The organism is Streptomyces sp. NPDC033131, from assembly GCF_055578365.1.
This window is the reverse complement of record NZ_JBVIPA010000022.1, coordinates 132,394-155,575: the sequence shown is the minus strand read 5'-3', so window position 1 is coordinate 155,575 and position 23,182 is coordinate 132,394. Positions and strand designations below refer to the sequence as shown.

Sequence of the window (23,182 nt, the reverse complement as noted above, 5' to 3'; positions counted from 1 at the left end):
CGTGGGGGAGGAGCCACGTGGGCGTTTCGGCAACGCGGCGAGGTGCGGTGCCAGGCCGCGCGACCCGGACGGGCATAGTGAAAGGACCCCTAAGGTGAGGTGACGATCACCGGCGAGGCAGTACGCGACGCAAGACGAGGACACACGGCCCATGGCACTGCAGATCAGCGCGACCAACCCGGAGCACCCCGCGCTCCTGCTCGAACTGCCGTGGCACCTCCCCCTGGAGGAGTGGCCCGACGAGTACCTGGTGCCGCTGCCGCGCGGCATCTCCCGCCACGTCGTGCGCTACGCCCGCGCCGGCGACGAGGTGATCGCCGTCAAGGAGCTCGCCGAGCGCCCGGCTCTGCGCGAGTACGAGCTGCTGCGCGACCTGGACCGGCTCGGCATCCCCGCGGTCGATCCGCTGGCCGTGGTCACCGGGCGCACCGCCGCGGGGGACGCGCCGCTGGAGCCGGTGCTGATCACCCGGCACCTGGGCGGCTCGATGCCGTACCGGTCGATGTTCGAGACGACGATGCGGCCCGCGACCATGCACCGGCTGATGGACGCGCTGGCGGTGCTGCTGGTGCGGCTGCACCTGTCCGGGTTCGCCTGGGGCGACTGCTCGCTGTCCAACACGCTCTTCCGGCGCGACGCCGGCGCGTACGCCGCGTACCTGGTGGACGCGGAGACCGGTGACCTGCACCCGCAGCTCAGCCCCGGGCAGCGCGACTACGACCTCGACCTGGCCCGGGTGAACATCAGCGGCGAGCTGCTCGACCTGGAGGCGTCCGGGGCCCTGCACCCCTCCGTGGACCCGATCGAGTTCGGCATGGAGATCTGCGCGCGCTACGGGGGCCTGTGGGAGGAGCTGACCCGCACGTCCGTCTACCCGGCGGGCAAGTACCACTACATCGAGCGCCGAATCCGCCGCCTGAACGAGCTCGGTTTCGACGTGGCCGAGATGCAGATCGAGCACTCCTCCAACGGCGACACCGTCACCTTCGTGCCGAAGGTCGTGGACGCCGGCCACCACCAGCGCCAGCTCCTGCGGCTGACCGGCCTGGACACCGAGGAGAACCAGGCCCGCCGGCTCCTGGGCGACCTGGAGTCCTGGATGGCCACCCAGGACGACTACGCCCCGGGCGACCCTCTGGCGGCCCGCCCGGAGGTACTCGCCCACCGCTGGGTGCGGGACGTCTTCCGCCCCACCGTGCGGGCCGTGCCCCTCGAGCTGCGCGGCTCCATGGACCCGGCCGAGATCTACCACGAGCTGCTGGAACACCGTTGGTACCTGTCCGAGCGGGCCCAGCACGACATCGGGCTGGACACCGTCGTCCAGGACTACATCAACAACATCCTTCCCACGGCGCGCGAGACACTCCTGCCCACCCCATCCGCCGACTGACTCAGGCGTGTGGCACCACGGCCACCGGGCAGCCCGCGTGATGCAGGACGCCATGGGCGACCGAGCCGATGCGGGCGCCGACGGCCGTACGGTGGGCGCGGCGCCCGACGACCACCAGCTGGGCATCTCCGGCCACCGACAGCAGCACCTGCCCGGCGCTGCCCATCTCCACGTGTTCGACGACCGGCACGTCGGGGAAGCGGTCCCGCAGCGGCTGCAGTGCCGTGGACAGGGCCTTCTTCTCGTACGGCTCGAGGCCGCCGGCCTCGTCGAGGAGCTTGAGCGAGCCCGGGCTGTAGGCGAAGACGGGCGGCAGGGTCCAGGCCCGTACCGCGCGCACGGTCGCGCCGCGCGCCGCGGCCGCCTCGAACGCGAACCGCAGCACCTCGGCGCTGTCCTCCGGGTCGCCCTGCTGGCCCACGACGATCTCACGCCCGACGGCCTCGCCGGACGGGGCGTCGCCCGCCCGCACCAGGACGACCGGCCGTGTCGCCTCCACGATCACCTGCTGGCCGACCGAGCCGACCAGGAAGCCGACCAGCCGGCCGTGCCCGCGTGAGCCGAGCACCAGCATCTCGGCCTCCGCCGCCGCGGCGACCAGCGCGTCCACGTCGGCGCCCGCCACCACGTCCGTGGACACCTCGAGGCCGGGGTGCCGCTCGGTGACCGTGCGGGCGGCCTCGCCGACCGCCTCCTTGGCCCATCCGGCCTGCACGTCGGGGTCCGCCGCCTCCACCACCTCGTGCGGCTCGTACCGCCAGGCATGCACCACCCGCAACGCCAGGTCCCGCCGGACCGCCTCCCGCGCCGCCCAGGCCAGCGCTGCCAGGCTCTCGTCGGTTCCGTCGACCCCTGCCGTGATCGGGCGCTTCATGCTGTCGGCCTCCCAGTGTCGTGATCCTCTTGCCCGGTACCCAGTTTTCCCTAGGCTTGCCGCCATGGCCTTGGAATGGGAGCAGGTTGTCGTGGACGCGGCCGATCCGGCGGCTCTGGGCCGCTGGTGGGCCGAGGCGCTGGGATGGGTGGTCGTGGGCGACCTTCCCGACGAGTTCGAGATCCGGCCCGAGGAGGACCGCCTGCCCGGACTCCTCTTCACGCAGGTACCGGAGGGCAAGACGGTCAAGAACCGCCTCCATCCCGACTTCCGGCCGGACGACCAGGAGGCGGAGGTGGCTCGCCTTCTCGCCCTCGGCGCGCGGCACGCGGACGTCGGCCAGGGCGAGCAGCCGTGGGTGACCCTCATGGACCCGGAGGGCAACGAGTTCTGCGTGCTCGGGCCACGCCGCGGCTGACCTCCCGGCCGGCACCCGCATACGTGAGCGAAGCGGCACGATCGAACATACGATGGGCGGGAACCGGCCAGGTGGCCGCACAACCTTGGGTTCACCGTGCCGTGAGTCCGACCTCGGGTGGGAGACGTATGACACAGGCCGCGGACACAGCGCGGACCGTCATCTTGACCGTGGACGACGACCCGGGAGTGTCCCGCGCCGTCGCCCGGGACCTGCGCCGGCGCTACGGCGAGTCGTACCGGATCGTGCGCGCGGAGTCCGGCGAGTCGGCGCTCGAGGCACTGCGCGAACTGAAGCTGCGGGGAGACCTGGTGGCCGTACTCCTGGCGGACTACCGGATGCCGCAGATGAACGGCATCGAGTTCCTGGAACAGGCCCTCGACGTGTATCCGGGCGCCCGGCGGGTGCTGCTGACCGCGTACGCGGACACGGACGCGGCGATCGACGCGATCAACGTCGTGGACCTCGACCACTACCTCCTCAAGCCGTGGGACCCGCCCGAGGAGAAGCTGTACCCGGTCCTGGACGACCTCCTGGAGGCATGGCGGAGCAGCGACTACCGGCCGGTGCCGGCCACCAAGGTGGTCGGACACCGCTGGTCGGCGCGTTCGTCGGACGTACGGGAGTTCCTGGCCCGCAACCAGGTGCCGTACCGCTGGTACTCCGCGGACGAGCCCGAGGGGCAGCGCCTGCTGGCGGCGGCCGGGCAGGACGCCCGGCGGCTGCCGCTGGTCATCACCCCGGACGGCACGGCCCTGGTCGAGCCGGAGGCCCCCGAGCTGGCCGCGCGGGTGGGGCTGGCCACGACGCCCGCGGACGACTTCTACGACCTCGTCGTCATCGGCGGCGGCCCGGCCGGGCTCGGCTCGGCGGTGTACGGGGCCTCCGAGGGGCTGCGGACCGTGCTCGTGGAACGGTCGGCGACCGGCGGGCAGGCCGGACAGAGCTCCCGCATCGAGAACTACCTCGGCTTCCCCGACGGCGTGTCGGGAGCCCAGCTCACCGACCGGGCCCGGCGGCAGGCGACGAAGTTCGGCGCCGAGATCCTCAGCGCGCGCGAGGTGACGGGACTGGAGATCAACGGCGCCGCGCGCGTCGTACGGTTCTCGGACGGGTCGGCCATCGCCGCGCACAGCGTGATCCTGGCGACCGGCGTGTCCTACCGTCAGCTCCAGGCGCCCGGCACGAGCGATCTGACGGGCTGCGGGGTCTTCTACGGCTCGGCGCTGACCGAGGCGGCCTCCTGCCAGGGCCACGACGTGTACATCGTCGGCGGCGCCAACTCCGCGGGGCAGGCGGCGATGTACCTCGCCCGGGGCGCCAAGTCGGTGACCCTGCTGGTGCGCGGGGAGTCGCTGACGGCGTCGATGTCGCACTACCTGATCCAGCAGATCGAGGAGTCGCCGAACATCTCGGTGCGCTGCCGCACGGTCGTGGAGGCCGCGCACGGCTCCGGGCGCCTGGAGCAGCTGACGCTGCGCGACGTGGACAGCGGGCGGACCGAACTGGTCGACGCCGAGTGGATGTTCGTGTTCATCGGTGCGGCCCCGCTGACCGACTGGCTGGACGGCACGGTGCTGCGCGACGAGCTCGGGTTCATCCTGACCGGGCCCGACCTGACCGCCGACGGGCGGCCGCCGGCCGGCTGGGAACTGGACCGGCCGCCGTACCACCTGGAGAGCAGCATTCCCGGCGTGTTCGTCGCGGGCGACGCCCGTGCCGAGTCCGCGAAGCGGGTCGCGTCCGCCGTCGGAGAGGGAGCCATGGCCGTGATGCTCGTCCACCGGTATCTGGAGCAGTCGTGAGCGGGCAGGTGATGCCCTGCAGCCCGCAGGAGATCGGGGCGCTGTTCCTGTTCGAGAAGCTGTCCCCCGAGCAGCTGGGGCGCCTGTGCAGCGAGGGGCGGATCGAGAGGTTCGAGCCCGGTCCCGTCTACACCGAGGGCGAACACGCCACCTGCTTCTACGTGATGCTGGAGGGCACGGTCGTGCTGTACCGCCGGGTCGGCGGCGACGACGTGGAGGTCAGCAGGACCTCGCAGCGTGGGGTGTACGCGGGGTCCATGCAGGCGTACCTGGGTGACCGGGTGCCGCAGATGTACAACAACTCCATGCGCGTCACCGAGCCGACGCGGTTCTTCGTGCTGCCCGCGGACACCTTCGCGAACATCATGCGGGAATGGTTCCCCATGGCGGTGCATCTGCTGGAGGGACTGTTCTTCGGTGCGAAGAGCACGCAGCGGGCCATCGGGCAGCGCGAACGGCTGCTGGCCCTGGGCTCGTTGTCCGCCGGTCTCACGCACGAGCTCAACAACCCCGCCGCGGCGGCCGTACGGGCCACCTCGACCCTGCGGGAACGCGTGGGCAAGATGCGGCACAAGCTGCGGGTGATCTCCGCGGGCTCGTTCTCGCCGGAGACCCTGGCGAACCTCATCGACATCCAGGAACGCACCGCCGAACTCGTCGCCAAGGCACCCGCGTTGAGCCCCCTGGAGGCCTCGGACCGCGAGGACGTGCTCACCGACTGGCTCGACGACCACGACATCCCCGAGGGTTGGCGGATCGCTCCCACCTTCGTCCAGGCCGGGCTCGACACCGACTGGCTGGACCAGGTCGCCGCGGCCGTGGACGAGGAGCTCCTGCCGAGCGCGATCGGGTGGCTCAACTACACGGTCGAGACCGAGCTGTTGATGGACGAGATCGAGGACTCCACCACCCGGATCTCCCATCTGGTCGGCGCCGCCAAGCAGTACTCCCAGCTCGACCGGGCCCCGTACCAGGTCGCCGACGTCCACGAACTCCTCGACAGCACCCTGCTGATGCTGTCGGGCAAGATCGGACCACGGATCAAGGTCGTCAAGGAGTACGACCGTGAGGTTCCGCGGATCCCGGCGTACCCGGCGGAACTCAACCAGGTGTGGACGAACCTGATCGACAACGCGGTCCACGCCATCAACGGCACGGGCGGGGAGGGCACCTTGACCGTGCGGACGGCCCTCGACAACGACCGGTTGCTGGTGGAGTTCCGCGACACCGGCCCCGGGATCCCCAAGGACGTCCGCGGCCGCATCTTCGACCCGTTCTTCACCACCAAACCGGTGGGCGAGGGCACCGGGCTCGGCCTGGACATCTCCTGGCGGATCGTCGTCAACAAGCACCACGGCACGCTCCAGGTCGAGTCGGAGCCGGGCGACACCCGTTTCCAGGTCCTTCTCCCGCTCACCGCCGTTGAGTCCGACACCGCACCCGAGGAGCCGGCATGACCAGCGACAACGCGATCGACGGAATAGAGCCCGGCGTTCCGCCGAGCGGTGCCGGGTGCGTGGAGTGCGACGCGGCCGGTGGCTGGTGGTTCCATCTGCGGCGCTGTGCCCAGTGCGGCCATGTCGGCTGCTGCGACTCGTCGCCGGGCCGGCACGCCACCGGACACTTCCGGGAGACCGGTCACCCGCTGGTGCAGAGCTTCGAGCCGGGTGAGGGCTGGTACTGGGACTTCGCGACGAACGAGATGTACGAAGCCGGACCGGAACTCGCGCCGCCGGCCGGCCATCCCTCGGACCAGCCGGCGCCGGGGCCCGCGGGGCGGGTGCCGGATGACTGGGCTCAGATGTTGCGGCAGTGAGCGCCTGGGAGCCCGGGGCGATCCGTCCGACTGCGGCTGCGGGTTGTGTGTGGCTGGTCGCGCAGTTCCCCGCGCCCCTTATCGACGGACCAGTTGACCTTGGTACAGAGGTGCTGTCGGTGTCCCGTGCCAGGATGGACGTGTGTCGCAGACCTCGTTCACCACACCGCTCATCGGCCGGGAAGAAGAACTCGCCCGGCTCGCCGGGCTGCTGGAGCGCGCCCAGGACGGTGAAGCCCGGGCGGTCCTGATCGCCGGGGACGCCGGGGTCGGCAAGACACGGATGCTCGACGAGGTGTCCGGGCGGGCCGCCGCAGCCGGGATGACGGTGCTCACCGGGCACTGCGTCGACCTCGGTGACGTCGGTCTGCCGTATCTGCCGTTCACCGAGATCCTGGGCGTGCTCGCGGGCGACGAACGGTTCGCGGGCGCTCTCGCCGGGCATGCGGTGGTCGACCGGCTGCTGGGCGGCGGTACCGACGCCGTGCGGGACGTGGGTGGACGGCTGCGGCTGTTCGAGGGCATCGCGGGGCTGCTGGCCGACCTCGCGGACATCGCTCCCCTGCTGCTCGTCCTGGAGGACCTGCACTGGGCCGACCACTCCTCCCGGGATCTGCTGCGGTTCCTGCTGAGCCGGGGCATCCTCCAGCGGGCGGCGGGCGGCGCGCCCACGCACCGGCTGGCCGTGTTCGCCTCCTACCGCGCCGATGACCTGCACCGCCGCCATCCCTTGCGTCCGCTGCTGGCGGAGCTGGTACGGCTGCCCGCCGTGGAGCGGCTGGAACTGCGGCCCATGGCGGATGCCGAGGTGGTGCGGCTGGTGCGCGCGGTGCAGGACCGTCCGCTGCCGGACGCCACGGTCCGCCGGATCGTCGAGCGCGCCGAGGGCAACGCCTTCTACGCGGAGGAACTGGTCGCCGCCACGGAGACGGACGTCGGCGGAGTTCCCAGTGGTCTCGCCGACGTCCTCCTCATCCGCTTCGAGCAGCTCTCCGACACCGCCCAGCAGGTGCTGCGCACGGCAGCGGTCGCCGGGCGCCGCGTCGAGCACGACCTGTTGCGGGAGGCCGTGGGGCTCCCCGAGGACGAGCTGGAGTCGGCGCTGCGCGAGGCCGTGGGGCGGCAGCTGCTGATTCCCGGGGACGGCGACACGTACGCCTTCCGGCACGCCCTGGCCCGCGAGGCGGTGTACGCGGATCTGCTCCCGGGTGAACGGTCCCGGTTGCACGGCGCGTTCGCCCGGCTGCTCGCCGGACGGGGCCGCCGGGCCGAGAGCGCCGCCGAGCGCGCCCACCACTACCGGGAGAGCCACGACCTGCCCGAGGCGCTGGCCGCCTCGCTGGAGGCCGCGGACCACGCCCAGCGGGTCGGCGCGCCCGCCGAGGAGCTACGACACCTCGAAGCGGCCCTGAACCTGTGGTCGGCGGTGGAACCGACGGCACGGCCCACCGGTGAGGGCGCCGACCAGGTGACGCTCACCCTGCGGGCCTCCGCGGCGGCCGCGCACGCCGGTGAGGCACACCGGGCGGTCTCCCTGACCCGGGCCGCGCTCGCGGGCATCGGCCAGGACGCGGACTCCGAGCTGGCCGCCCGGGTGCGGTACACGCTCGCCGGAAACCTGATCACCGTCGACAACCTGACCGCCGCGTTCGCCTACAGCAGCGAGGCGCTCGCGCTGATCCCCGCCGATCCCCCGTCGCGCACCTGGGTGTGGGCGGCGGCCACCCACGTCATGGCGGCGCGTCAGGTCGGTGCCAACGAGACCGCGTTGCGGGTCGCCCGGCAGGCCCTGGCCGTCGCCGAGCAGCTGGACGTGGCGGACGCCCGGGCCGACCTGCTCGTCTCCCTGGCCGGTCTCCAAGAGGGCGGCCGCCGTACCCCGGAGGGCCGGAAGCGGCTGCGGGAGGCCCGGGACCTCGCGCGTGGCTCGGGCAACGCGCCGGTGGAGATGCGTGCCCTGTTCAACCTCGCCGTCGGCTGCTTCGAGTCGGGTGACCTCGACGAGTGTCTGCCGTGGCTGACCGAGGGGCTGGACCGGGCCCGGCGCGCGGGGCTGCTGTCGTCGCCGTATCCGCTGGAGATGCGCTATCTCCGGCTGCTGGTGCTGTACACGCTGGGCCGCTGGGACGAGTGCGCCGGCGCGGCCGCCTCGGACGCCGAGGTGCTGCCGGCGGCCGCGGGATACACCGTCGGCCCCGCCCTGTACGTGGCGCTGGCGCGCGGTGACCTGAAGGCCGCCGACCGCGCCGCCGCCCTGTTGGAGGGGCCGTTCGACTGGATGGGCACGCTCGTCGCGGCCATCGTGCTGACCGACGCGGCGGCGCAGCGGGGGCAGCCGGAGGCGGCCGTGGAGCGGATGCGGTCCACCGTCGTGGCCCTCACCGACGACGCGGGCAGCCTTCCGGACGTCACGGTCCGGCTGGCCGCCCTCGCGCTCTCCGCGGTGGCCGACCGGGCCGTCGCGCTCCGCCGCTCCGGGGACGAGGCAGGCGCGCGCGGCTGGGTGGCCACGGCGACCGAACTCCGCGACCTGGCCCGCGTCACGGCCGTACGCGGCGACGGCACACCGCAGGGACCGGAGGGGCAGGCGTGGCTGGCCCGCGCGGAGGCGGAGTGGGCGCGGGCCGAGTCCGGGCCGGACGTGGCGGCCTGGGCGAAGGCGGTCGAGGCGTTCGACTTCGGCGACGTGTACGAGCGGGCGCGCTGCCAGGTGCGCCTCGCGGAGGCCCTGTTGGCGGCCGACCGGCGTGCGGAGGCGGCCGCGCAGGCCCGCGCGGCCCGGGACACGGCCGTCCGCTTCGGTGCGGCCCCGCTGCTCGCGCAGCTGGACTCCCTGATCCGCCGCGGCCGTCTGTCGGACAGCCCGTCCGCGGCCGACCGTGCCGCGGTCCTGACCGCCCGCGAGCAGGACGTGCTGCGGCTCCTGGCCCTCGGCCGCAGCAACCGGCAGATCGGCGAGGAGCTGTTCATCAGCGGCAAGACGGCGAGCGTCCATGTCTCCAACATCCTCGCCAAGCTGGGCGCGGCGAGCCGTACGGAGGCGGTGGCCGTCGCCTACCGGGAGGGCCTGATCACTCCGGAGCCGAGTGGATCGGGCCGCGGACCCTCGTCCTGAGCTACGGCAGCGGGTCGGCGCAGTCCAGGCTCCTGAGGTCGACGGCGTCGGCCATCGCCCGCATTCCCCTGTCGTTGGGGTGGAGGTGGTCGCCGCCGTCGAAGACGGGGTGGATGCGCTCGGGGTCGGAGGGGCTGCGGAGGATGCGGTCGAAGTCGGTGACGGTGTCGAACTCGTCGCTGGTGCGGATGAACGCGTTGACGTCCCGGCGTACGGCCTCGGCGTCCGGGTCCCATTCGGACCAGCCCTTGAAGGGGCCGACGGTGGCCGCGGCGACGCACTTGCCGGCCGCGTGCGCCCGGTCGGCGATCTCGCGGTAGCCCTCGATCAGGTCGTCCGCGGTGACGCCCGTGTCGGCCTTGATGTCGTTGACGCCCTCGAAGAGGAACACGGTGCGCAGGCCGGGCTGGGAGAGCACGTCCCGGTCCAGCCGGTTCAGGGCGCTTGGTCCGGCACCGTCGGCGAGGACCTTGTTGCCGGCGATGCCCTCGTTGGCGACGCCCTTGACGGAGGTGTCCGCCCGTAGGAGGCGGCGGGCGAGGTGGTCGGGCCAGCGGCGGTTCCGGTCGCTGGTGGACTGCCAGCCGTCGGTGACGGAGTCGCCGAGGACGACGACGGCCCCGGTGCCCTCGCCGGCCCGTACGGACACCGCGTCCAGGTAGAACCAGGAGCCGCTGGTCTGCGTCCAGTTCGCGGCGCTCTCCTCGGCGGTGTGGTCGCCCCGGGTGGCGTAGGACGTCTGCAGGGCCATCCAGTGACCGGTCGCCGGTCCCGCCGCGTCGGAGGTGTGGATGCTGACGACCAGGTTGCTCTCGGCGGGCAGCCTGCCCGGCAGCGGGTCGCTCAGTACGGTCTCGCCGGCGGGGACCGTGACCGAGCGAGCCCGGCCGAAGGTCAGCCTCCGGTTGCTGCCGCGGACGAGTTCGGCGCCCTCCTTCTGGAGGCCGGCGTACACGCTGCCGAAGGTCACCGGCCGGTCCCCGAAGGCGTTGGAGAGCCGGATCCGCGGATCGCGGCCCCCGACGCTGGTGTGCACGACCAGCCGGTAGCCGCGGTCGGCGGCGGCCTCGCCGAAACGGTCGGCACTCGCTGCCCAGGTGACCGTCCCGGCCGGGACGTCGAAGACCTCGGCCGGCGTGGCCGTGGACTGGCAGGCGGAGGCCAGCAGCAGGACGACGGCTGTGCGGCCCGCACGCGCGAGGCGGCCCTTCACCGTGTGAGGTCCTTCCAACGCTACGGACTCCCCCGGCTTCAGACTCACGGTCCAGACCGTGTCACCGTACGCCACTGGCCGTCATCGCCGCCGGGGTACCCAGGTCGGCGTCGATCCGCACCATGCCCCGTGTGGCAGCCGCCGCAAACAGGCGACCGTGTCCGCCTCCCAGAACCCGCACGCAGTCAGGACGACTTCGGGACGTCGATGCGGTCGAGGTCGGGGGCGTAGCCCGTACCGCTGTCGAAGGTGATCGTGTTGCTGCCCGCCTTCGGCGTGACCGGCACGCTGACCGTCTCGACGGTTCCCCAGTCTCCGGTGGAGGGGAACGTGTGGCTGGTGGCGCCGCCGGTGTCGGCCGGGACGTCGACGGAGCGGGCGTCACCGCTGACGTGCGCCAAATAAGAGAAGCAGAACTCGTGGGCCGCCGGAATGTCAGTCCCCCACGGCACAATCGCCCCATGACGACGCCCCGTTGGCACGAGCTGACCCATGCGTACGGCTCCGCCGAAAACATTCCGGCCCTCTTCGCCCGCCTGGGCGGCCCGGAGGACGAGGCCGTGTGGAACGACCTCTGGTCCGCGCTGTGCCACCAGGGCGACGCGTACGAGGCGAGCTGGATGGCGATGCCGGTCCTCAGGGACATCGCGCTGGGCCGCGCGCCCGGCGAGCCGATACAGGCGGTGCTCATGGCAGGCCTGATCGCGTCCGAGCAGGAGGAGGCGCGCCGGGCCCGGTTCGCGCGGGAGATCGGCGAACTGCTGCCTGTCGCACGGGGCCTGCTCGACGACCCCACCGTGGACGACAGCTCCTTCGTCCACCTGCTGCAGTCCGTCCTCGCCTTCGAGGGCGTTCCCGTGTGGTCGCGGGAGCTGGAAGGCGTGTGCGACGAGGAGTACGAACTCGACTGCCCGGCCTGCGGGGGCGGGCTCTTCGTGGCCTTCGGCTCGTACGGGACCTTCGCCGCGGCCGGTGACTACGTCGGCCCCGGCGCCGTGAACGAAGAGGGGCGGGCCGAGCTCGCGCCGGCGGACCCGGACCGGCTGGAAGGCGTCGGGGCCCGGCTGCACCGGGCGGCGGCCGGGGCGGGCCGGACACAGGTCGCCCGGGCGCTGACGTATGTGTTCGGCGAGGCCCGATGCCCGTCCTGCGATGTCGTGTTCTCCGTGCCCGAGCAGGTGGAGCAGCGGTGAACCTGGACCCGAAATGGCCGGTTTCGGGCGGTTCGGCAGCGATACTGCGCGCATCCGCATCGCGCAGTGATCACCGAGTGACCACGTGACCAACCCTGTGGCCGCTGTGCCGATGTGACTCCCCGACAGGAACAGGAGTGCAGTCGCATGGCATCAGCAACAGCGCGCAGGGGTACGGTGGCGGGGGCGGTTCTGTTGGCGCTCCTGGCGGTTCCCGCGCATGCCGCACCCCGGGAATCGACGGCCTCCGAGGCCGGCACCGGCTCGGCCGGCGCCCTGCCGAAACCCGATCTCGCCGGCTTGCGGAGCGTCCTGCGCACCGCCCTGAAGCAGGGGGCTCCCGGCGCGATGGCACGGATCGACAGCGGCGGCAGCGACGGCGTCAGCACGGTACGTCTGGCCGCCGCGGGCGTCGCCGACCGGAAGACCTGGCGGACCATCGACGACGCGGACCGCTTCCGCATCGGCAGCGTCACCAAGATCTTCACCGCGACGGTGCTGCTGCAACTGGTCGACGAGCAGAGGCTCACGCTCGACTCCCCCGTCAACCGTCATCTGCCGGGGCTGCTGCCCGACAGCCGGATCACCGTGCGGCACGTGCTGAGCCATCGCAGCGGACTGTACGACTACACGAACGAGATGTTCGCGAGGACGGTGCCGGGATTCGAGGCGGTCCGCACGAAGGTCTTCACCCCCCGCCGGCTGGTGGACCGGTCGCTGCGCCGGCCGCGGACCAACGCGCCGGGTGCCGTCTACTCCTACTCCAACACCAACTTCGTCATCGCCGGGATGCTGGTCGAGAAACTGACCGGCCACGGAGTGGGCACCGAGTACCGGAACCGGATCATCACGCCCCTGCGGCTGCGGGACACCTTCTACGTGCACCCCGCCACGAGGATCCCGGGCCGCCACGCGCGCGGGTACCTCACCCCGGACCAGACGGGCGGCGCGCTGGTCGACGCCACCAGACAGACGGCGTCCTGGGCGCAGAGCGCGGGCGCCCTCATCTCCAGCACCCGGGACCTCAACACCTTCCTCACCGCACTGCTCGGCGGCCGGCTGACCTCGGCCGCGCAACTGGCGCAGATGAAGCGGTGGGTGCCGGCGGGCAGCAATCAGGCCTATGGGCTCGGGCTGCGCCGCCGCACCCTGTCGTGCGGTGTGTCCGTGTACGGCCACACGGGTGCCGTCCAGGGCTACTACACGTACGCCTTCACCACGAAGTACGGCGGGCGCAGCCTGAGCGCACTCGCCAACACGTCCAACAACGGCACGGTCCTCAACACGATGCTGGGCACGCTGGAGTCCGCGTTCTGCGGCAAGCGGAGCAAGGCGACGCGTGGATCCGCCGCGCCGGTCGAACGGCACGAGGACATCGCCCCGGGGACCGGCCTGGACTGACCGCCGGCCGGGCGGGCGGGAACGCCCGTGCGCTCACGCACGTTGTCCGGACAGCCCCCAGGGGTCCCGACCGACGACAGCGGAGCGGCACGATGAGCGAACTGGCCCCCGGGGGAAATCTGCCCCTCCCGGACGGTGCCGTGACCGTCCGGGTCCCCGGCCCGTTCGACGTGTCCGCGCTCATCACGGACGACGACGGCAAGGTCCGGGGCGACGACGACTTCGTCTTCTACAACCAGCCGTCCGCTGCGGGCGCCCGCCTGCACGGCGACACGCTGACCGTCGATCCGCCGGGTCTGCGGGCCGGCGCCACCCGGGTCACGGTGGTGGTCAGCGCCGCCGATCCCGCCACTCCCCTGGGCCGGCTGCCCGTCCCCACCCTGCACGTCACGGGCGCGGGCGGCCGCTCCCTCGCCCGGTTCGCCCCGCCACGCCCGCGCCAGGAGACCGTCCTGCTCCTCGCGGAGATCTACCGGCGCGGCGACGGCTGGAAGGTGCGAGCCCTGGGACAGGGCTACGCCGACGGCCTGGCCGGTCTGGCCCGCGACTTCGGGGTGGACGTCGCCGACGACCCACAGCCGTTCCCGCCGGGCCCGACGACGTCCGCCCCGTCGACGACCCGCCCGGCGCCCGGCGCGCCACCCCTCGCGCGCCCGGCACCCCGCGTCCCCTCCCTCGCCCGCCCGGCACCACCGCCACCCGGCCCCGAGTCCGACGGCTTTCTCGGCCTGGTCAACTCCGCCCGTTCCGCCGTCGGTTCACCGCCGGTCTCCCTCGACGCCCGCCTCGCCGCCGCGGCACGCGCCCACGCGGCCGCCATGGCCTCGGCCGGGCGGCTCGGCGTTCAGGGCGCGGACGGTGTCTCCGTCCACCAGCGCGTCGCCGCGGCCGGGTACGCGTACGTCGCGATCGGCGAGCACCTGGTCTCCGGGCCACGCACCCCCGCCGAGTTCGTGGCGTACTGCCTGCGTACCGAACAACCCCGGCGGACCGTGCACGACCCGGCGTTCACCCACGCCGGCCTGGCGTACGTCACCGACGCCCGCTCCGGTGACACGTACTGGACCGCGCTGTGGGCGAGACCCCTCACGCCGGCCGGGCTGGCGCGTGCGCAGGCCGAGGTCGTCACGCTCACCAACCGGGAGCGCGCCCGGGCCGGGGTGCCCTCCCTCGCGGTGGATCCGCTGCTGGCCGCCGCCGCGCAGGCGTACAGCGCGGACATGGCGGCCCGCGCCTTCTACTCCCACACCTCGCCCGAGGGCACCCAGCCCTGGGACCGGGCCGCCGCCGCGGGCTCCACGCGGCGTTCGATCGGCGAGAACATCGCCTGCGGCCAGCGCTCGCCGGCCGAGGTCGTGGAGGGCTGGATGAACAGTCCGGGGCACCGGGCCAACATCCTCAAGCCCGCCTTCACCCACCTCGGGATCGGCTTCGCGGGCGGCGGCCCGGCGGGCACGTACTGGACACAGCTGTTCGGTGCGTGAAAAGGCCGTCCCGAGGCAGCACTTCTCCAGGCAGCCGCACCCGGGACAGCCGTACGGGAAGCGCCCCCGCCCGCGATCTTGGCGGAAGGTGTCCCTCCGGGACAGGATGCCTGCATGAAGGGTGATCTGTTTTCCAGCGAGCACATGGTGCAGCCGGCCGCCGCGCCGGGCATGACGGTCGAGAACTCCAAGTGCGTCAAGTACGCGGTGAACGGCGAGATGCTCGCCCGCCAGGGCGCGATGATCGCCTACCGCGGCAATCTCCAGTTCGAGCGCAAGGGCCAGGGCGTGGGCGGCATGCTCAAGCGCGCGGTCACCGGTGAGGGGCTGCCCCTCATGGCGGTGCGCGGGCAGGGCGAGGCCTGGTTCGCACACGAGGCGCAGAACTGCTTCGTCGTCGAGATCGACCCCGGCGACGAGTTCACCGTCAACGGCCGCAACGTCCTGTGCTTCGACGCCTCGTTGTCGTACCGGATCGCCACCGTGAAGGGCGCCGGCATGACCGGCGGCGGCCTGTTCAACAGCGTGTTCAGCGGGCAGGGCAAGCTGGGCCTGGTGTGCGACGGCGATCCGCTGGTCATTCCGGTCTCGCCGCAGTATCCGGTGTACGTCGACACGGACGCCATCGTCGGCTGGACGGCGGGGCTGACCACCTCGCTGCACCGTTCGCAGTCCATCGGGTCGATGCTGCGCGGCGGCTCCGGCGAGGCCGTCCAGCTGATGCTCCAGGGTCAGGGGCATGCCGTCGTCCGGCCGAGCGAGGCCACGCCCCAGAAGCCCCAGCAGCACTGAGGCCTCGTGAGGTGATCTGCGCCTCACGGGCAACCCGTTCGGGCCCGCCCGCGTCTTGACCGGCGACAGACCAAGCCCCGGCCTTCGGGCCGGGGCTGATTTCCGCCGCACTATACACACTGCGTATACACGCGATTTATACACGCGTTGTATAGCTGTTGGGCATACGGACCGAAAGGCATGCATGTACGGCAAGGCATCCGCCCCGGAGTACCAGGGCGCCCTCACCACCCTGTCCGTGAACTCCTCACTTACCGACGTACTGGCCGCCGGCACCGAGCAGTTGAGGGCCGCCGAGCGGGCCGGGCGGCACGGGGAGGCGGCACGCTCCGGGCTCGCGGTCGCCGAGGCGCACCGCCGGCTGGGCCGGATCGGTGAGGCCGACCGGGCGTGGAAGGCGAGCTACCGGGCGGCCCGGTCGGCCGGGGACCTCGCGGCGATGGCCTGGGCGCTGTGGAGCGGTGGCACACTGGCCCGGCAGCGCGGCGCCCTGGCCCTGGCCCGACGGCTTCTGGAGCTCGCGGCCGAACTGGGTGAGCGCGGCGAAGACGTCGTCGTCCGCGGCTACTCCCTGGCGGGCCTGGCGGAGACCGGCCGCATCCAGGGTGACTACGAGGCCGTCGGCAGGCTGCACGAGCAGCTGCTCGCCGAGGCCCGCCGACGCGGCGAGGCACGGCACACGGTGTGGGCGCTGGAGGGCATCGCGCAGATGCACCGCAACACCGGTGCGTACGACACGGCGTACGCGATGTTCGAGGAGGCGGCCGGTATCGCCGCGCGCGCCGACGACCGGCGGGGGCACGCCTGGGCGCTGCGCGGGCTCGCCGACGTCGTCTCCGTGCGCGACGGCGACACCGGGCGGGCGCTCGACCTGCTGTCCGAGGCGGAGACGACGTGCCGCTCGATGAAGCTGGCCGGCGCGCTGGCGTACAACCACAAGATGCGCGGCAACGTCCTGTACCGCGCCGGGCGTTACGCCGACGCCCGTGACCTGTACGAGCAGGCTCTGGCGGAGTTCCGCGCCATGAGCGAGCCGCGCGGGGAGGCGCTGGCCCGGCTCGGGCTGGCCAAGTCCCTGGCCCGGCTGGGCCGCGACCACGCCGAGACCGCGGCCGAACTGGCGGACCTGACCCGCGTGTTGGAGAGGATCGGGTTGCGGCACGCGCGGGAGATGGTGGCGCGGGCGCAGGACGAGTTCGGCCTGCGGGCCGAGGCCGTACGGTGACGGCACTGACGTCGGCCGTAGCCGCGCCCGAAGTCCTGGACCGCTGCCGCGCGTTGGTGGGGCCCGCGTTGCGGGACGCCGTCGGACGGATGCATCCGTGGGTCGGTGAGATGGCCGCGTACTCCTTCGGCTGGTGCGAGGTGGGCGGCGGGCCCGCCGTCGCGTCCGGCGGCAAGGGGGTGCGGCAGGCACTCGCCGTCCTGGGGGCCGAGGCGGCCGGTGCGCCGGGGCGGACGGGGGTGCCCGCGGCGGTCGCGGTGGAGCTGGTGCACGCCTTCTCCCTGTTGCACGACGACATCATGGACGGGGACGCGGCCCGGCGCCGCCGCCCGACCGTGTGGAAGGCGTACGGCACCGGTCCGGCGGTCCTCGCGGGTGACGCGCTGTTCGCCCTGGCCGTCGAGACGCTCGCCGCGACGCCGACGGCCGGCCCCGCGGCCCTGCGTCTGCTGTCCGGGGCGCTGGGCGATCTGGTGCGCGGGCAGGCCGACGACCTGTTGTTCGCCTCGCGTCCGTGGACGGGGCCGCGCCGGGTGCGGCCGGACGCGTACCGCACGATGGCCGAACACAAGACCGGCGCGCTGCTGGGCTGCGCGGCCGCGCTGGGCGCCCTGCTCGGCGGAGCGCCGGCGACCGCGGTCACCGCCCTCGACCGGGCGGGGCGGCACCTCGGGGTCGCGTTCCAGATCGTCGACGACGTGCTGGGGATCTGGGGAGATCCGGCCGTCACCGGCAAGCCCGTCCACGGCGATCTGCGGGAGCGGAAGAAGACGTTCCCGGTGCTGGCGGCGCTCGACGCACCGGGCCCCGCGACGGGACGGCTCGTCGCCCTCCTGGAATCCGCCGAGGAGCCCGAGGAAGCGGCCGCGCTGGTCGACGAGGCGGGCGGCCGGGCCGCGGCGCTGGCCGAGGCGCGCCGCCAGGTCACCGCCGTGGACTCGGCCCTCGCCGACGTGCCGATCACGGTGGGTACGGCCGCCGACCTGCGGTGTCTGCTGGACTTCCTGGTACGGCGCGACCTCTGATCCCGAGTTGACCCACGCCGCGCCGCACGCCAGGGTGCGAGGCGGCGTGGATCACCGCCCCGCGCCGGGAGGATGACTGACTTGATCGGGATCACGGAGATCGAGAACGCGGCCGAGCGGATCGCCGGACACGTCGTACGCACCCCGACGGTGCCGAGCCCCGGCCTGTCCACGCTGCTCGGTGTCCCCGTCACGGCGAAGCTCGAACTGCTCCAGCGCACCGGCTCCTTCAAGGCGCGCGGGGCAACGGCCAAGCTGCTGTCGCTGAGCGGGGCCGAGCGGACCGCCGGGGTCGTGGCGGTCAGCGGCGGCAACCACGGGATCGCCCTCGCGGTCATGGCGGCGGCCCTCGGTGTGAAGGCGACGGTGGTCATGCCGCGTTCGGCGCCCGCCCGTTCGGTCGAGATCGTGCGGGAGGCGGGCGCGTCGGTGCGGCTCACCGACGACATGGACGGCGCGTTCTCGCTCGTGACGCGGCTGCGGGACGAGGGGCTGACGCTGGTGCACCCCTTCGACGACCCCGTGGTGATCGCAGGACAGGGCACCGTCGGACTGGAGTTCGCCGAGGACGCCGGCGAGCTCACCGACGTGCTCGTGAGCGTCGGAGGCGGCGGACTGATCGGCGGTGTCGCAGCCGCGTTGCACGCCCGCCGTCCGGGCCTGCGGATCTGGGGTGTGGAGACCGAGGGCGCCGAGTCCATGTCCCGGGCGCTGGCGGCGGGCGGCCCGGTACCGGTCCCGCTGTCGTCGATCGTCTCCACCCTGAGCGCGCCCTCCGTGTCACAGCTGACCTACGACCAGGTGTCCGCCCTGGTCCACGAGGTGCTCGTGGTCCCCGACCGGGAGGCCGTGCGGGGCTCGCTCGAACTCGCCGACCACGCCAAGGTGTGGGCCGAACCAGCCTCCGGCTGTCTGCTCCCCGCGGCCCGGCAGGTCCTGGAGCGGGTCGGTGAGGGAGCCCGGCTGGGAATGGTGGTGTGCGGGGGCAACACGACGACCGGTGACGTGATGGCCTGGTCGGAACGGTTCGGTTTGATCTGAGACAGGTCAACTCCGGCCACTTGAGGGGCAGTTCCTACTGACCTCTCGTACAGCTCGTGAACAAAAGAAAAGAGACGCCGTTCCGTTGAGGATTCATTGAACACATCGCGCCGCGGGCGCCGTACCTGTGTGAAAGGTGAGAGCCAGGGGTTCAGCGAGGGATGACATGGTCAAGGCGCACGTCTCCGCACAAGAGTTGGTCGCCGGAAGGTACCGGCTGTTGGAGGTCCTCCACCGCGAGACCAACCGCATCTGCTGGTACGGCGAGGACATCCAGGTCGAACGGCCCTGTCTGCTCACCCAGATCGGGCTGCCGGCCGACCCGGACGGGGACAGCGCACGCCGGGCCACCGCTCGGGTCATCCGGATGTCGGAGACGATGGGACTGCTGTGCCCGGGCCGGGTCGCCCCCGTCGTCGACGCCGTCGTGGACGCCGGCACCCTGTGGACCGTCACCGAGTGCATCGACGGCATCCCCTTGGGGGAACTCGTCGGCCGGCAGGGCACCTTCAGCTACCTGCGCGCGGCGCGCATCGGCCTGGAGCTGCTCGACGTGCTGGAGGCGGCGCACGGCGAGGGCATCACGCACGGCGAACTCAGCCCCGGCCAGGTGTTCGTACGGGAGGGAGGCGCCATCGTCGTCACCGGCTTCGGCCTGGCCGGCGCGACCCTCGCACCCCGGGTCACCGTGCCGTCGTACGCCTCCCCCGAGCAGGCCCGTGACGAGCGGATCGGGCCGGCCGCCGACCTGTGGGCGCTGGGCGCGATCCTCTACACGATGATCGAGGGCCGTCCGCCCTACCGGGACCGGGACCGGCCCGAGAGCACCCTGAAGGGCGTGGACCGGCTGCCGCTGCGTTCGCCGTTGCGGGCCGGACCGCTCACGCAGACCGTGCAGGGGCTGCTGCGCAAGACCTCCCAGGAACGGCTGACCCGCCCGGTGGTCCGCGAGGCGCTCACCCGGGTGCTCAACGAGGACCCGGACATGGCCGTGAGTTCCGTGTCCAGGCCGAGGCTGCGCGGGAGGTACGCGGCGGGGCCGGGGTGGAGCAGACGGACCGTGGTCGCCGGCACCGCACTGGCCGTCGTCGCGGTCGCCGTCGCCGTCCTCGCCGTGACCCGCCAGCTGCCGGGCACCAGTACCTCCGCGAGCGGCTCGCCGCCGAGTCCGTCCCCGTCCGCCTCCGCCATCACGCCCGGCAGCGGAGGAGGCGCGCAGACGTCCGGGCCGCCGGCGACTCCGTCCCCCTCACCACCGACACCGACACCGACACCGACACCCACTCCGACCGCGACGCCCACACCGACGCCCGAACCGAAACGGCCGGGCAACGCGCTGCCCGCCGGATACAGCCTGTACCACTCCCCCGAGGGCTTCTCCGTCGCCCTCCCCGAGGGCTGGAAGCCGCTGAACACCACGCGCCAGTCGGATCTTGCGTACCGAGTGGTCCTCGGCGCGAAGGGCGACCCGCGCACGCTCGCCGTCACCTACAGCGAACGCGTGGGCGAGGACGCCGTGGCCGTGTGGCGGGACGACGTGGAGCCGGAGCTCAAGACGTCGGGCGACTACCGGCGGATCGGCGAGATCCGCGCGACGACGTACCAGGGCCGCGAGGCCGCCGACATGGAGTGGCTGGCCGATGTCGACGGCACCCGCGTGCGCACGTTCGGCCGTGGACTTCTCATCGGAGAAGGCCACGGCTACTCGCTGCGCTGGACGACCCCGGCCGCGGACTGGAACGAGAACGCGAACAAGGAGGCGCTGGAGACCTTCCTGAAGACCTTCCGGCAGCCCTCAGTCTGACCCGCGCGGAGCCCTCATCGCACGCAGGCGCCGTCCTTGCAGCGGCTCCGTGCGCCAACGCGCCGTGCAGGTCCGGTCCGTGAGCGAGCACGTCACCACCAGACGGTGCGGCGTCTCCAGGAAGGCCACGTCGACGACCAGGGTGTCCGGGTCGGTCCATCCCCCGCTGACCGCGACGGGGACCGGCCCCTCGGTGACGGTCCAACCACCCTGCCCGAGCGGCAGCTCCAGCCGGTGACCGCCCTCGACGAGCGTCAGACGCCAGCCGTCCCCGTCCGCCGAGACCTGAGCCTCGGTCAGCGCGCTCACGGTCTCGCGCGCGACGTCGTCCGGGGCGAACGCGGCACCGGACCAGGCCTCCACCCGGTCCGGCGGTGCCGGCCTGCCCGGGGCGGACGGCAGTTCCAGCCGGGTCAGCCGCTCGGCCAGGGCCGCGTCCTCGTCCTGCCGGCCGGACAACGGTCCGGGACCGAAGGCGGGCAGCAGATGCTCCCAGGCAAGGTTCAACACCTCCTGCATGTCCTCGCTCGCCGAGGTCATCGCCACCACCACGTCGTACTCGGGCAGCACCAGGCAGTACTGCCCGTACGCCCCGTCGCCGCGGTAGCCGTGCCGGGACGTCCAGAACTGGAAGCCGTAGCCCTGCTGCCAGTCCGACAACGCGCCCTCCGGCGTGCCGTCGGCGTTCGCCACGTGCACGCGGCTCGCCTCGGCCGCCCACCCCTCGGGCAGCAGCCGCTCGCCCTCCCACATGCCGTCCCGCAGGTACAGCTGACCGAGGCGGGCGATCGCGTCGGTGGTGGCGTGCAGACCGCTGAAGCCCAGTTCACGGCCCGCCCCGTCCCGCGTCCACGCCACCTCGCCGATGCCCAGCGGATCCAGCAGCCGCGGCCGCAGGTAGGCGCTCACCGACTGGCCGGTGACCCGCTCGATGATCGCGGCCAACGTGTACGTGGCGGGCTGGTTGTACGCGAAGACGGTCCCCGGATCCCGGTCCGGCGGCAACAGCAGGAAGCCGCGGACCAACTCCTCCGGGTCGAGCGCGCGGGCCCGTTCCCAGGTCTCGTCGAGGTGACCGCTGGACATGGACGCCACATGCCGTACGAGCATCGCGCGGCTGCGCGGGTCGGTGATGTCGGCGTCGAGCTCCGGGAAGTACGAGATCACCGGATCGTCCAGCCCGATCAGTCCCTCGGCCACCGCGAACCCCGCGGCCGTCGCCGTGAAGCTCTTGCTGAGGGAGTACAGGAGATGGAGACGACCGGGGGTGTACGGCGCCCACCAGCCGGACGCCACCACATGATCGTGCCGCAGGATCATCAGGCTGTGCGGCTCGATGCCCGGGGCTGCCTCGACGGCGTCGAGGAAGGCGTGGACACCCGACGCGTCGACCCCCTGGGCGGCGGGGGTGCTCGTGGACAAGGGGCGGACAGGCAGACGGCGCGTACTCATACCGGCATCCTCTCCCGGTCCGCGGCCGTGATCGAGAGGGCCCATCGGCCCGTTTCCCCTGCCCCTCACAGGGGACCCGGCCCTTATGGTGCAAATCGGATACACGATGATGACCGAGCAGGCCGGCCCCCGTGAGCTCGTCGACCACGTGGTACGGGCCGAGGAGGTGGGTTACGACTTCTCGGTGACCTCGGACCACTACTTCCCGTGGCTGCGCTCGCAGGGGCACTCCCCGTACGCGTGGAGTGTGCTGGGCGCGGCCGCCCAGGCGACCTCACGCATCCCCTTGATGACGTACGTCACCTGTCCCACCGTCCGGTACCACCCGGCGGTCGTCGCGCAGAAGGCGGCGACGATGCAACTGCTGTCACAGGGCCGGTTCCGGCTGGGTCTCGGCTCGGGCGAGAACCTCAACGAACACGTGGTCGGCGGCGGTTGGCCGGCCGTCGACGTACGGCACGAGATGCTCGAAGAAGCGGTGGAGATCATCCGCGCGCTCTTCAAGGGCGGCCATGTGAACCATCGCGGAACGCATTTCGACGTCGAGTCGGCCCGGCTGTGGGACCTGCCCGACCAGCCGCCGCCGATCGGCATCGCCGTCTCCGGCGAGCGGTCCTGCTCCCTCGCGGGCCGGCTGGCCGACCTGGTCATCGCCACCGAGCCCAAGGCGGGGCTCCTCGACGCCTTCGACCAGCACGGCGGCGCCGGAAAGCCGCGCGTGGGCCAACTGCCGGTCTGCTACGACCCCGACCGGGACACGGCGGTCAAGCGCGCCCACGCCCAGTTCCGCTGGTTCGGCAACGGCTGGAAGGTCAACTCCGAGCTGCCGCACCCCGATGCCTTCGAGTCGGCCACGCAGTTCGTCAAGCCCGACGACGTCGCCGCCTCCATCCCGTGCGGCGACGACCCGGAGGACTTCGTCGAGGCGGTACGGCCGTACGCCGAGGCCGGTTTCACCGAGATCGCGCTGGTGCAGATCGGCGGGGACTCGCAGCCCGCGTATCTCGACTGGGCGGAGAAGACCCTGCTGCCGGCGCTGCACGACGCGTTCGACTGAGCGGGCCCGGGCCGCCCCGGCGGCGCCCGCCGGTGCCATAGGCTTCCGACCTGCACCGTGTGCGGTCCGACCAGCCT

18 protein-coding genes and 1 pseudogene are annotated in these 23,182 nt (G+C 72.6%); 15 read left to right on the top strand and 4 right to left on the bottom strand.

Annotation, left to right across the window (positions count from 1 at the left end):
• The first annotated feature begins 151 nt into the window (after positions 1 to 151).
• A complete protein-coding gene (locus ACZ5XS_RS26630) occupies positions 152 to 1,390 on the top strand; it encodes a DUF4032 domain-containing protein (protein WP_217242738.1) in 1,239 nt (412 codons plus the stop codon).
• 1 nt (position 1,391) lies between these two features.
• Here the strand turns inward: ACZ5XS_RS26630 and ACZ5XS_RS26625 are convergent, their stop codons facing one another.
• Positions 1,392 to 2,264 (bottom strand): universal stress protein, encoded by an 873-nt coding sequence (locus ACZ5XS_RS26625; RefSeq protein ID WP_468655378.1) that lies wholly within the window; start codon positions 2,262 to 2,264, stop codon positions 1,392 to 1,394.
• Positions 2,265 to 2,328: 64 nt separating this feature from the next.
• On the opposite strand from ACZ5XS_RS26625, the gene ACZ5XS_RS26620 reads away from it, so the two are divergent.
• From ACZ5XS_RS26620 to ACZ5XS_RS26600, 5 genes are all read left to right on the top strand, one after another.
• Entirely contained in the window at positions 2,329 to 2,682 is a 354-nt protein-coding gene (locus tag ACZ5XS_RS26620; RefSeq protein WP_468655376.1) for a VOC family protein, read from the top strand.
• 128 nt (positions 2,683 to 2,810) lie between these two features.
• Positions 2,811 to 4,487, top strand: coding sequence for an NAD(P)/FAD-dependent oxidoreductase (locus ACZ5XS_RS26615; protein ID WP_468655374.1), 1,677 nt, complete (start codon positions 2,811 to 2,813; stop codon positions 4,485 to 4,487).
• A complete protein-coding gene (locus ACZ5XS_RS26610; RefSeq protein ID WP_468655372.1) occupies positions 4,484 to 5,944 on the top strand; it encodes an ATP-binding protein in 1,461 nt (486 codons plus the stop codon). Before ACZ5XS_RS26615 ends, ACZ5XS_RS26610 begins: the two co-directional genes overlap by 4 nt.
• A complete protein-coding gene (locus ACZ5XS_RS26605) occupies positions 5,941 to 6,303 on the top strand; it encodes a UBP-type zinc finger domain-containing protein (RefSeq protein ID WP_468655370.1) in 363 nt (120 codons plus the stop codon). Before ACZ5XS_RS26610 ends, ACZ5XS_RS26605 begins: the two co-directional genes overlap by 4 nt.
• 142 nt (positions 6,304 to 6,445) lie before the next feature.
• Positions 6,446 to 9,418 carry a helix-turn-helix transcriptional regulator gene (locus ACZ5XS_RS26600; RefSeq protein ID WP_468655368.1) on the top strand — a complete coding sequence of 991 codons (2,973 nt, stop codon included), beginning with the start codon at positions 6,446 to 6,448 and terminating at the stop codon, positions 9,416 to 9,418.
• 1 nt (position 9,419) lies between these two features.
• On the opposite strand, the gene ACZ5XS_RS26595 is transcribed toward ACZ5XS_RS26600, so the two are convergent.
• Together ACZ5XS_RS26595 and ACZ5XS_RS26590 are read right to left on the bottom strand one after the other, a co-directional pair.
• On the bottom strand, positions 9,420 to 10,631 hold the full coding sequence (locus ACZ5XS_RS26595) for an SGNH/GDSL hydrolase family protein (protein WP_468655366.1): 1,212 nt from the start codon (positions 10,629 to 10,631) through the stop codon (positions 9,420 to 9,422).
• Positions 10,632 to 10,816: 185 nt separating this feature from the next.
• A pseudogene (locus tag ACZ5XS_RS26590) lies at positions 10,817 to 11,032 on the bottom strand (carbohydrate-binding protein); the annotation flags it as partial.
• Positions 11,033 to 11,092: 60 nt separating this feature from the next.
• On the opposite strand from ACZ5XS_RS26590, the gene ACZ5XS_RS26585 reads away from it, so the two are divergent.
• The 8 genes from ACZ5XS_RS26585 (at position 11,093) to ACZ5XS_RS26550 (ending at position 20,596) form a co-directional block, all read left to right on the top strand.
• Positions 11,093 to 11,824, top strand: a complete 732-nt coding sequence (locus ACZ5XS_RS26585) for a hypothetical protein (RefSeq protein WP_468655364.1) — start codon at positions 11,093 to 11,095, stop codon at positions 11,822 to 11,824.
• A 147-nt stretch (positions 11,825 to 11,971) separates the two neighbouring features.
• Positions 11,972 to 13,225 (top strand): serine hydrolase domain-containing protein, encoded by a 1,254-nt coding sequence (locus ACZ5XS_RS26580; protein ID WP_468655362.1) that lies wholly within the window; start codon positions 11,972 to 11,974, stop codon positions 13,223 to 13,225.
• A 92-nt stretch (positions 13,226 to 13,317) separates the two neighbouring features.
• A complete protein-coding gene (locus ACZ5XS_RS26575; RefSeq protein WP_468655360.1) occupies positions 13,318 to 14,709 on the top strand; it encodes a CAP domain-containing protein in 1,392 nt (463 codons plus the stop codon).
• Positions 14,710 to 14,823: 114 nt separating this feature from the next.
• The gene (locus ACZ5XS_RS26570) at positions 14,824 to 15,501 is read left to right on the top strand and encodes an AIM24 family protein (protein WP_468655358.1); all 678 of its coding nucleotides are present in this window, start codon (positions 14,824 to 14,826) and stop codon (positions 15,499 to 15,501) included.
• A gap of 184 nt (positions 15,502 to 15,685) precedes the next feature.
• On the top strand, positions 15,686 to 16,726 hold the full coding sequence (locus ACZ5XS_RS26565) for a tetratricopeptide repeat protein (RefSeq protein WP_468655357.1): 1,041 nt from the start codon (positions 15,686 to 15,688) through the stop codon (positions 16,724 to 16,726).
• Positions 16,723 to 17,751 (top strand): polyprenyl synthetase family protein, encoded by a 1,029-nt coding sequence (locus tag ACZ5XS_RS26560; protein ID WP_468655355.1) that lies wholly within the window; start codon positions 16,723 to 16,725, stop codon positions 17,749 to 17,751. The genes ACZ5XS_RS26565 and ACZ5XS_RS26560 overlap by 4 nt, the downstream gene beginning before the upstream one ends.
• Positions 17,752 to 17,832: 81 nt before the next feature.
• Positions 17,833 to 18,792, top strand: a complete 960-nt coding sequence (locus ACZ5XS_RS26555; protein ID WP_468655353.1) for a threonine/serine dehydratase — start codon at positions 17,833 to 17,835, stop codon at positions 18,790 to 18,792.
• A 166-nt stretch (positions 18,793 to 18,958) separates the two neighbouring features.
• The gene (locus ACZ5XS_RS26550; protein ID WP_468655351.1) at positions 18,959 to 20,596 is read left to right on the top strand and encodes a serine/threonine protein kinase; all 1,638 of its coding nucleotides are present in this window, start codon (positions 18,959 to 18,961) and stop codon (positions 20,594 to 20,596) included.
• Here ACZ5XS_RS26550 and ACZ5XS_RS26545 read toward each other — a convergent pair.
• A complete protein-coding gene (locus ACZ5XS_RS26545) occupies positions 20,588 to 22,048 on the bottom strand; it encodes a serine hydrolase domain-containing protein (protein ID WP_468655349.1) in 1,461 nt (486 codons plus the stop codon). The genes ACZ5XS_RS26550 and ACZ5XS_RS26545 overlap by 9 nt on opposite strands.
• Positions 22,049 to 22,133: 85 nt before the next feature.
• Here ACZ5XS_RS26545 and ACZ5XS_RS26540 point away from each other — a divergent pair, with 85 nt between their 5' ends.
• Positions 22,134 to 23,105, top strand: a complete 972-nt coding sequence (locus ACZ5XS_RS26540; RefSeq protein WP_468655347.1) for an LLM class F420-dependent oxidoreductase — start codon at positions 22,134 to 22,136, stop codon at positions 23,103 to 23,105.
• Positions 23,106 to 23,182: the final 77 nt, after the last annotated feature.

Coding starts and splice junctions, on each gene's coding strand:
- ACZ5XS_RS26630 (WP_217242738.1), top strand. CDS start 152: ATGGCACTGCAGATCAGCGCGACCAACCCGGAGCACCCCGCGCTCCTG.
- ACZ5XS_RS26625 (WP_468655378.1), bottom strand. CDS start 2,264: ATGAAGCGCCCGATCACGGCAGGGGTCGACGGAACCGACGAGAGCCTG.
- ACZ5XS_RS26620 (WP_468655376.1), top strand. CDS start 2,329: ATGGCCTTGGAATGGGAGCAGGTTGTCGTGGACGCGGCCGATCCGGCG.
- ACZ5XS_RS26615 (WP_468655374.1), top strand. CDS start 2,811: ATGACACAGGCCGCGGACACAGCGCGGACCGTCATCTTGACCGTGGAC.
- ACZ5XS_RS26605 (WP_468655370.1), top strand. CDS start 5,941: ATGACCAGCGACAACGCGATCGACGGAATAGAGCCCGGCGTTCCGCCG.
- ACZ5XS_RS26585 (WP_468655364.1), top strand. CDS start 11,093: ATGACGACGCCCCGTTGGCACGAGCTGACCCATGCGTACGGCTCCGCC.
- ACZ5XS_RS26580 (WP_468655362.1), top strand. CDS start 11,972: ATGGCATCAGCAACAGCGCGCAGGGGTACGGTGGCGGGGGCGGTTCTG.
- ACZ5XS_RS26575 (WP_468655360.1), top strand. CDS start 13,318: ATGAGCGAACTGGCCCCCGGGGGAAATCTGCCCCTCCCGGACGGTGCC.
- ACZ5XS_RS26570 (WP_468655358.1), top strand. CDS start 14,824: ATGAAGGGTGATCTGTTTTCCAGCGAGCACATGGTGCAGCCGGCCGCC.
- ACZ5XS_RS26565 (WP_468655357.1), top strand. CDS start 15,686: ATGTACGGCAAGGCATCCGCCCCGGAGTACCAGGGCGCCCTCACCACC.
- ACZ5XS_RS26550 (WP_468655351.1), top strand. CDS start 18,959: ATGGTCAAGGCGCACGTCTCCGCACAAGAGTTGGTCGCCGGAAGGTAC.
- ACZ5XS_RS26545 (WP_468655349.1), bottom strand. CDS start 22,048: ATGAGTACGCGCCGTCTGCCTGTCCGCCCCTTGTCCACGAGCACCCCC.
- ACZ5XS_RS26540 (WP_468655347.1), top strand. CDS start 22,134: ATGGTGCAAATCGGATACACGATGATGACCGAGCAGGCCGGCCCCCGT.